We start from the raw sequence: 8,993 nt of genomic DNA, 5'->3' as shown, positions 1-8,993 counted from the left end.
AGCGAGGAGACCACGCCGCCGGTGATGAAAATGTACCGCGCCATGGGAGGAAAGGCCTAAGACGAGTTTATGGGATTCGGCAAGGGGCGAATGCCCGCCGGAGCAAATAAATTGTGGACGCGGTCGCACGCCGTACGCGAAAGCGACCGAATTATTACACTATTTGTCCAGCGGCACTTCGCTGGCAGGCGCTGCAGGTGCAGCCTTGTCAGCGGCGGGCACATTTGCGGGCGCTGCGGCCGGATCAACATTCTGCTGCTGCGTGGCGGGGGCCGCACGTTCAAGGGTTTCGTCTACGCCCGAGGGCGCGCCACGCTTCGCCGAAACAAATGCCATAGCAATGGCAAGGCCTACAAAAAGAGTTGCGAGGATCGCCGTGGTGCGGGTCAGGAAATCCCCTGCTCCACGCGCCGACATGAGGCCAGACGGGCTGCCGCCCATCCCGAGACCACCGCCTTCGGAACGTTGCATCAGGATAACGCCAACCAGTGCAGCCGCAACAACGGCGAAAACGACGAGGAGGAAGTGAAAAAGACCCATTATTCTGTCCGATAAAATAGCATGGCACTTGGCCGGAATGCCGCCCACATAGGGATGGCAGCCATGTTTTTCAAATCTTATTGCTCAGGCGGCGGCCGCAGCGGCGACAATCGGCAAGAATTTGTCGGCCTTCAAGCTCGCGCCACCAATGAGACCTCCATCGACATTGGGGATCGCCAGCAGGCTCGCAGCATTATCACCATTCATCGATCCACCGTACAGGATCCGGATGTCAGTGCCATCGGCTCCGAAGCGGGTGACCAGCGCCCCTCGGATTGCCGCGTGCATTGCTTCAACATCCCCCACTGACGGAATTCGACCGGTTCCGATGGCCCAAACAGGCTCGTAAGCAACCGATAACCATTCACTTGCCGCATCGTCAGGCAATGACCCCTCCAATTGCCCCAATACAACAGCTTCAGCCCGCCCTGCGTCGCGTTCCGCTTCGGTTTCTCCAACGCATATAATGGCCGCTAGCCCTGCCCGCTTGGCAGCCAATGCCTTGCCGCGGATATCGGCATCGCTTTCACCTTGCGCCGCACGGCGTTCGCTGTGCCCTACAATCGTCAGCTTCGACCCGGCATCGGCCAGCATTTCTGCGGATATGCATCCGGTATGCGCGCCAGAAGCAGCCATGTGACAATCCTGACCACCAATCGCCATATCGGCAAATCGACTTGCCGCCGGACGGATCAGCGTTGCCGGAATGCATAGTGCCGTATCGACCGACGGATGTGCCGCCACCGCCTCGCTAATCGATGCGACATCCTCCAACTCGGCGAGCAGTCCGTTCATTTTCCAATTGCCTGCGATCAGCTTGCGCATCCTGTTTTCCTCTGCCGGTCTGGATAAAGGGTGAAATTCGATTCGGCCCGCTAGCAAATTGGCATCACAAATCCAAATGGCCTTCATGCTTGATTGACCGACCAGTGCCGCCTAAAGCGGGCGCCAATCGCGCTTTGCCATAGTTTTTCAGGACCGACATGATCAGTTTTATCCGCAAGCTTCTGGGTTCACGCTGGGGCGCCGTTTTCGCCCTGGCATTTGTCGTGCTGGTCGGCTTTGCTTTTGCGCTGGGTGATGTCACGGGCTCGGGCAGCTTTGGCGGATTGGGTCAAGGCCACGTCGCCAAGGTTGGCAGCAAAAAGATCGGACTCGGCGAGTTCCAGGACTTGCTCGACAATAGCCTGCGTGCCGAACGCCGCGACAATCCCACGCTTGATATGGCGAAGTTCGTTGAAAGTGGCGGTCTGGACGGTACGCTCGATCGACTGATCAATCGCTACGCACTTTCGGCTTTTGGCGAAGAACATGGCATTGCAGTCAGTAAGCGCCTTGTCGATTCCGAAATCCGCAAACTGCCCAATGTAAATGGCCCTGACGGCAAATTCAGCCAGCAGGCCTTCCAGTCTTTCCTGCAGGGCCTTGATCTAACCGAGCAGATGATCCGCGACGATTTTACGCAGAACTTGTATGCTCAGCAGATCCTGCCAGTGGCTGGCGTAGGTGCCCCCGCACCTAACAGTCTTGTCCTGCCTTATGCTTCGCTGCTGCTCGAAAAGCGCGCGGGCAACGTCGCGTTGGTGCCATCACAGGCATTTTTGCCAACGACTGCTCCAACCGACGCCCAGTTGCAGGCTTACTACCGCGCCAACTCGGCGCGTTTCACTATCCCTGAGAAGCGCGCGATCAGCTATGCAATTTTCGATGCCTCTATCGTCGATTCAAAGGCAGATGCGACGACGCAGGAAATTGCAGACTATTATAAGGCAAACGCCAAGCAATATGCTGCATCACAAACCCGAGACATCAGCCAGCTGGTTTTCCCGACCGAAGCAGCAGCCAAAGCGGCACTCGCAAAGGTTTCGGCTGGACAATCCATGGCAGCGGTGGCGGCCGAACTTGGTCTCAGCCCCACGAACAGCAATGCTGTCACTCGGGAAGCTCTGACGAGTTCTGCTTCTAAAGCCGTTGCCGATGCTGTGTTTGCAACAGCTTCAGGAAAGACAGCGGTGCCAACACGCGGCAGCCTTGGCTGGTATGTTGTTAAGGTCAACGCAGTCAATGAAATCGCTGCGCGCCCGCTCGCCGCTGTCAGCGCAGAAATTGCCAAGACAATTGCAGCCGAGAAGAAGGCAGAACTGCTTTCTGACCTCACGTCGGAAATCGAAGATGAATTTGCAGGTGGTGCGTCCATTGCCGATATGGCCAAGGCCAATGGCCTAAAGGTGGAAACCACGCCGAAGCTGTTCGCCAATGGTCAGAATCCGGCTTCACCTGCTTACAAGCCGATTGCGGAGATGCAACGCATCCTGCCTGCTGCTTTTGAAATGGAAAGCGACGGGGAAGCACAGCTGATCGAGATCGTTCCCGGCGAGAAATTTGCGATGGTTTCGGTTGCTGATTTCGAAGAAGCCGCTCCTCCGCCGCTTGCCGAGGTTCGCGACATTGTTGTCCAGCAATGGGCTCTGGCTGAAGGCTCGAAAAAGGCAAAGGCAGTTGCCGAACAAGTCCAGCGCGCCGTGCTGAGCGGCAAGCCGCTTGCCGAGGCGATGGCAGCGGTTGGCGTCAAATTGCCCGCAGTTGAAAGCGTGTCGGGCAGCCGTATGGATCTCAACCGCGAAGGGCAACAAATGCCGCCGCCGCTTGCGATGATGTTCGCTATGAAGAAAGGCACGGCAAAAACACTTGATGCCGGACGCAGCCAGGGCTGGTTCGTCGTGCACCTCAACGAAGTCATAAAGGGCGACGCGAGCAAGAATGTCGAACTGGTCGCAGCGCGCCGCCAGGAAATGCTCGGTCTGTTGCAGCAGGAATATGCCGCGCAACTGATCAATGCCGCTCGCGCCGAAGTTGGCGTCAGCAAGAATGACAGCGCCATCAAGGATATTCGCCGTCGCCTGACCATTCAGGACGCGGCGCAGTAAGGCGCAACGGACGGGTATGAACGACACCAGCTCTGCCTACCCTGCCGATATTGCACGCGCCCATTTGGCCGAAGGCCGGTCGGCCATAGTCTGGCGCGATCTGATCGCCGACACCGAAACTCCGGTGTCTGCGGCACTCAAACTGTTTGAGGCGGGGCGCGGCGATTTCATCCTGGAATCAGTCGAAGGCGGTGCGGTGCGGGGACGTCACAGCCTGATTGGCCTTGCGCCCGACCTGGTTTTTCGTGCCGAAGGCAACAACGCCGAAATCAACCGCAACTGGCAGACCGACCGGACGGCCTTTGCGCCGACCGGCGAAGGTGCGCTTGCATCCCTGCGCAAGCTGGTCGAGACGTGCCGCATCGACATGCCCGAAGGGCTGCCAGCGGCCTTCGCCTGCCTTGTAGGGCATTTCGGTTATGAAACCATCGGCCTCGTTGAAAAACTTCCTCGCCCGCCAGCCAACCCGATAAATGTGCCCGACATGATGTTTGTGCGGCCAACGGTGGTGCTGGTCTTTGATCGGCTCGCCGATCGGCTCTACATCGCCGCACCGATCTGGCCCGAAGGCGGTGATCCGGACCGGTTGATTGATGCAGCCTATGACCGTATCGATGCCACAGCGGCGAAGCTGGCCCAACCGGTACCCGCAAGTCTGGCACATGCAGAATTAGCGCCGTTGCCGGAACCAACGCCCACACTCGCCCCCGGCCAATATGAAAAGATGGTGTTGAAGGCAAAAGACTATATCGCGGCAGGCGATATCTTTCAGGTTGTACTGGCGCAGCGTTTCTCGCTGCCCTTCGAATTGCCCCCGGTCGACCTCTACCGCGCATTACGGCGGATCAATCCATCGCCTTTCCTCTATTTCCTCGACATGCCCGGATTCGCCTTGATTGGCTCAAGCCCGGAAATACTAGTGCGGGTCCGCGATGGCGAAGTCACCATTCGACCGATTGCAGGCACCCGTCCGCGCGGCAAAACCGCGCTGGAAGACGCCGAAAACCGCGATAGCTTGCTCGCCGATCCCAAGGAGCGCGCCGAGCATCTGATGCTCCTCGATCTGGGCCGCAACGATGTCGGCCGCGTCACCGAAGGCGGCAGCGTGACCGTGACCGACAGCTATATGGTCGAATTCTACAGCCATGTGATGCACATCGTCTCGAACGTCGTCGGCCGCCTCGCAAAGGGCAAAGATGCGCTCGACGCGCTGTTCGCGGGCTTCCCCGCAGGTACCGTCAGCGGCGCGCCGAAGGTCCGTGCCTGCGAAATCATCGCCGAACTGGAACCCGAAACACGTGGCGCTTATGCAGGCGGTGTTGGCTATTTCAGCCCGGACGGAAATATGGATAGCTGCATCGTGCTGCGCACCGGTATCGTCAAGGATGGCATGCTGCACGTGCAGGCAGGCGCGGGCATCGTTGCTGACAGCAACCCCGATTATGAACAGCGCGAATGTGAGGCCAAGGCAGGCGCCCTGATGGCCGCCGCCCGCGAAGCCGTGCGCGTCGCCGGAGAGGTAGGGTTCGGCCAATGAGCAACAAGATCCTCGTCATCGACAATTATGACAGCTTCACCTTCAACCTTGTGCACTATCTGCAGGAACTGGGTGCCGAGGTGGAGGTCGTCCGCAACGATGCCATTTCCGCAGGACAGGCATTGTCGAGCGGCGCGCAGGCATTTCTGCTATCCCCCGGCCCGTGCACGCCCAATGAGGCGGGCATCTGTCTCGACATGGTTGCAGCCTGCGCAGAAGCGAAAAAGCCGCTGCTTGGCGTTTGCCTTGGCCACCAGACCATCGGCCAGCATTTCGGTGGCAAGGTGGTGCGCGGCGGGTTGATGCATGGAAAGACCAGCCCGGTCAGCCATGATGGCAGCGGGTTGTTTGCAGGGCTCCCCTCACCTTTTACCGCCACCCGTTACCACTCGCTGATTGTGGAAGATATTCCTGACAGCCTTGTCGTCAATGCCACCAGCGACGACGGTCATGTGATGGGTTTCCGCCACCGCGAACTGCCAATCCACGGCGTGCAGTTCCACCCTGAAAGCATCGCCACCGAACATGGCCACGCCATGCTGGCAAACTTCATGCGGATTGCCGGAATGACGCCAAAGGAACGGGTGTGAGTTTGTCTCTCCAGGAATCCGAAGCCCTGTTCGGCAGGATGCTCGATGGTGAAATGGGCGACGCCGAGATCAAGGCCACCCTGATCGAAATGGCCGAGCGCGACGAAACATCTGAAGAAATTGCTGGTGCCATCCGCGCCATGCGCGCCCGCATGATCCGCGTTTCTGCACCCGAAGGGGCCATCGACGTTTGCGGCACTGGAGGAGACGGCGCGCACAGCCTGAACGTCTCCACTGCGGTCGCTATTGTCGTGGCTGCTTGCGAGGTACCGGTTGCCAAGCATGGCAATCGCGCTGCATCGAGCAAAGCGGGCGGTGCGGATACGCTGGAGGCTTTGGGCCTGAACCTTGATCGCGCAGCCGAAACCGCCGAGCAAACGCTCGCAGATCTGGGCATCGCTTTTCTGTTTGCGCAGAAATACCATCCCGCTCTCGGCCGACTTGCCCCGATCCGCAGGGAAATCGGGCGACGCACCATATTCAACCTCTGCGGCCCCGCCTGCAATCCTGCGGGCGTAAAGCGCCAATTGACTGGTGTCGCGCGACCAGACTTTCTGCCGGTTTATGCCGGAGCGCTTGAAATGCTAGGCTATGAGGATGCGATGCTCGTTGCCGGTGATGAACCGCTCGATGAACTGTCGATTTCCGGACCGAGCAGCTTTGTCCGCTTGGGCCAGTCGCAAGAGCGTATAAGCCCGGAAGAGGCCGGTCTGCCTCGCCATGCATCCGAAGCGCTCAAAGGCGGCGATGCGGAGTATAATGCTGCGACACTCCGCCGCTTGGTCGCAGGATTACAGGAAACCGCGCAGGACCGCGCCTATCGCGATGCGGTGCTTTTCAATGCAGCCGCGGCGCTGATGGTTGCAGGCCATGCCAATGATTGGCAATCCGGCGTCGAGGAGGCTGCCGAAGCCATCGATAAGGGTTTGGCCAAAGCGCTGCTCGATTGCTGGATCAATTTCTGATGGCAAACAAACTGGACGAGATCTGCGCGACGAAACGCGTCGAAGTTGCTACCCGCAAACTGCAGGGCCTGTCGCACTGGCCTGCCCCCTCTCCTGTACGTGGTTTTGAAAACGCCTTGCACGCCAAGGCGCAAACCGGTTTCGCACTGATCGCCGAAATCAAGAAAGCCAGCCCGTCTAAAGGGCTTATCCGACCCGATTTCGATCCGCCCGCCCACGCCCGGTCTTATCAAGCGGGTGGCGCTGCCTGTTTGTCTGTCCTCACCGACGCACCCTATTTCCAGGGGCATGAGGATTACCTGATCGCAGCGCGTGCTGCGTGCGACTTGCCCGTCATCCGCAAGGATTTCATGGTCGATCCATGGCAGTGCGCCGAAGCAAGGGCGATGGGGGCCGATGCGATATTGATTATTGTCGCGGCTCTTGAAGATTCGCTGATGGCGGAAATCGAAGACGCCGCGCGTGCCGAGGGACTCGATGTCCTAGTTGAAGTGCATGACGAGAGAGAGATGGAGCGGGCCCTTTCCAAGCTTCAATCCCGCCTGATCGGCGTCAACAACCGCAACCTCAAAACCTTCGAGGTTGATCTGGCAACGACCGAGCGTTTGGCGGGCATGGTGCCTGACGATGTATTGCTGGTCTGCGAAAGCGGCATTGCTACCCATGCGGATTGCCTACGCATGGCCGATAGCGGCGTTCGCACATTCCTTGTAGGCGAAAGCTTGATGCGACAGGCGGATGTTGAAGCCGCGACGAAAATGCTATTATTAGGCACATGACCAAGCTCACTCATCTCGACGAAGCGGGCAATGCCGCAATGGTCGATATATCGGCGAAGGATGACACCGTCAGGGAAGCAAATGCTGAAGGCCGGATTACCATGTCGGCGGAGGCACTAGCAGCGATCCGTGAGGGTGCCGTGAAGAAGGGCGATGTACTCGCCACCGCACGCATCGCCGGCATCATGGCGGCGAAGAAGACGAGCGAACTGATCCCGCTCTGCCACCCGCTGGCGCTCTCCAAGGTCGCGGTGGATTTCGAGTTTGAAGATGAGGGCATCCGCGTCACCGCCATCGCTCGCCTCACCGGGCAGACCGGGGTGGAGATGGAGGCAATGACGGCGGCGTCTGTCGCGCTGCTCACCATCTATGACATGGCGAAGGCGCTCGACAAGCGCATGGTGATTTCGGGCGTGCGATTGCTTTCGAAAAGCGGGGGCAAGTCGGGCGACTGGCGCGCGGGATGATTTCGGTCGAGGAAGCGCAGGCGCGAATTTTGGCGCTGAAGGCACCGGTTGAGACCGAACGCGTGGCACTGAACGAAGCGGCCGGGCGTTGGGCGGCGGAGGATGTGGCGGCGCTGCGCACCCAGCCTGCGCGCGATCTGTCGGCCATGGATGGCTATGCGATCCGCTTTGCCGATGCTGCGGGTCCGTGGACGGTCATTGGCGAAAGCGCTGCGGGCACTCAGTTTGCAGGCAAAGTCGAAACTGGCGAAGCAGTGCGCATCTTTACAGGAGCTGTGGTGCCCAAAGGTGCCGATACCGTCATCATCCAGGAAAATGTATCGCGCGAAGGCGATGTAGTAACGCTTACCGGCGATGCACCCATAAAAGCCGGGCAAAATGTGCGCTATGCCGGTGGAGATTTTGTCGAAGGCACGGTCGTCGTGCCAAAGGGCGCTGAACTACACGCGCGGCATGTGGCGCTGGCCGCCATGGCGGGGCATGGCGAACTAACAGTTCACCGCAAATTGAAGGTCGCGCTGGTCTCTACGGGCAATGAGCTGGTCACGCCCGGCTCGCCATGTGCCGAAGATCAGATACCCGCTTCGAACGGCGTCATGCTCGCGGCGATGTTACGTAGCCTGCCGGTCGAACTGAGCGAGTTTCCGGCGGTCGAGGATGATCTGGAGGCGCTGACACAGCAATTCCGCGCGCTGGCCGACCATGACATCATCGTTACAACCGGCGGGGCTTCGGTAGGCGATCATGACCTTATCGTACCCGCGCTGAAGGCGGCGGGCGGAGAAATTGTCTTCTGGAAAATCGCGATGCGCCCCGGCAAGCCGGTGATTGCAGGCCGATTGGGCGATGCGGTGGCGCTCGGGCTGCCGGGCAACCCGGTTTCGGCCTTTGTGACCGCAATGCTCTATCTGCGCCCGTTGATCGCGCATCTTTGCGGCGCTGCAGACCCGCTGCCACAGCGACTCACCGCGCCGACGGGTGTTGATTTGGCCGCCAATGGTCCGCGCGCCGACCATCTGCGGGCAAAGCTGGTCGACGGCACCTTAGTGCCCGTGGGCGTCAACGACAGTGCAATGCTGGCGGCGCTGTCAGAGGCTAACGCATTGATAATAAGGCCTGCAGATAGTGGAGTTACGTCTGTGGGCGAACCGGTTCCCTTTTACCCGCTGCATTTTTGAAAATGGCGCA

General features: G+C 59.4%; 9 protein-coding genes. 7 read left to right on the top strand and 2 right to left on the bottom strand.

All coding sequences use genetic code 11. From position 1 onward, the window contains the following. Positions 1-159: 159 nt before the first annotated feature. On the bottom strand, positions 160-540 hold the full coding sequence (gene secG, locus PKC81_RS11930; RefSeq protein WP_324336363.1) for a preprotein translocase subunit SecG: 381 nt from the start codon (positions 538-540) through the stop codon (positions 160-162). 84 nt (positions 541-624) lie between these two features. After that, positions 625-1,365, bottom strand: coding sequence for a triose-phosphate isomerase (gene tpiA / locus PKC81_RS11925; protein ID WP_324336361.1), 741 nt, complete (start codon positions 1,363-1,365; stop codon positions 625-627). A gap of 158 nt (positions 1,366-1,523) precedes the next feature. On the opposite strand from tpiA, the gene PKC81_RS11920 reads away from it, so the two are divergent. The 7 genes from PKC81_RS11920 to glp are packed head-to-tail and all read left to right on the top strand — an operon-like array spanning position 1,524 to position 8,983. Next, positions 1,524-3,467, top strand: coding sequence for a peptidyl-prolyl cis-trans isomerase (locus PKC81_RS11920; RefSeq protein ID WP_324336360.1), 1,944 nt, complete (start codon positions 1,524-1,526; stop codon positions 3,465-3,467). 16 nt (positions 3,468-3,483) lie between these two features. Continuing rightward, a complete protein-coding gene (gene trpE / locus PKC81_RS11915; protein ID WP_324336359.1) occupies positions 3,484-5,004 on the top strand; it encodes an anthranilate synthase component I in 1,521 nt (506 codons plus the stop codon). After that, on the top strand, positions 5,001-5,594 hold the full coding sequence (locus PKC81_RS11910; protein WP_324336358.1) for an aminodeoxychorismate/anthranilate synthase component II: 594 nt from the start codon (positions 5,001-5,003) through the stop codon (positions 5,592-5,594). Before trpE ends, PKC81_RS11910 begins: the two co-directional genes overlap by 4 nt. Positions 5,595-5,632: 38 nt before the next feature. Beyond that, on the top strand, positions 5,633-6,559 hold the full coding sequence (gene trpD, locus PKC81_RS11905; protein ID WP_324336366.1) for an anthranilate phosphoribosyltransferase: 927 nt from the start codon (positions 5,633-5,635) through the stop codon (positions 6,557-6,559). Beyond that, complete coding sequence (gene trpC / locus PKC81_RS11900; RefSeq protein WP_324336356.1) at positions 6,559-7,338, top strand: indole-3-glycerol phosphate synthase TrpC; 780 nt, start codon at positions 6,559-6,561, stop codon at positions 7,336-7,338. Before trpD ends, trpC begins: the two co-directional genes overlap by 1 nt. Continuing rightward, entirely contained in the window at positions 7,335-7,805 is a 471-nt protein-coding gene (moaC, locus tag PKC81_RS11895; RefSeq protein ID WP_324336354.1) for a cyclic pyranopterin monophosphate synthase MoaC, read from the top strand. Before trpC ends, moaC begins: the two co-directional genes overlap by 4 nt. Next, a complete protein-coding gene (gene glp / locus PKC81_RS11890; RefSeq protein ID WP_324336352.1) occupies positions 7,802-8,983 on the top strand; it encodes a gephyrin-like molybdotransferase Glp in 1,182 nt (393 codons plus the stop codon). The genes moaC and glp overlap by 4 nt, the downstream gene beginning before the upstream one ends. Positions 8,984-8,993 lie beyond the last annotated feature (10 nt).

The organism is Sphingorhabdus sp. (assembly GCF_035329025.1).
Lineage (GTDB): Bacteria > Pseudomonadota > Alphaproteobacteria > Sphingomonadales > Sphingomonadaceae > Sphingorhabdus_B.
This window is presented reverse-complemented; position numbering and strand designations above follow the sequence as displayed.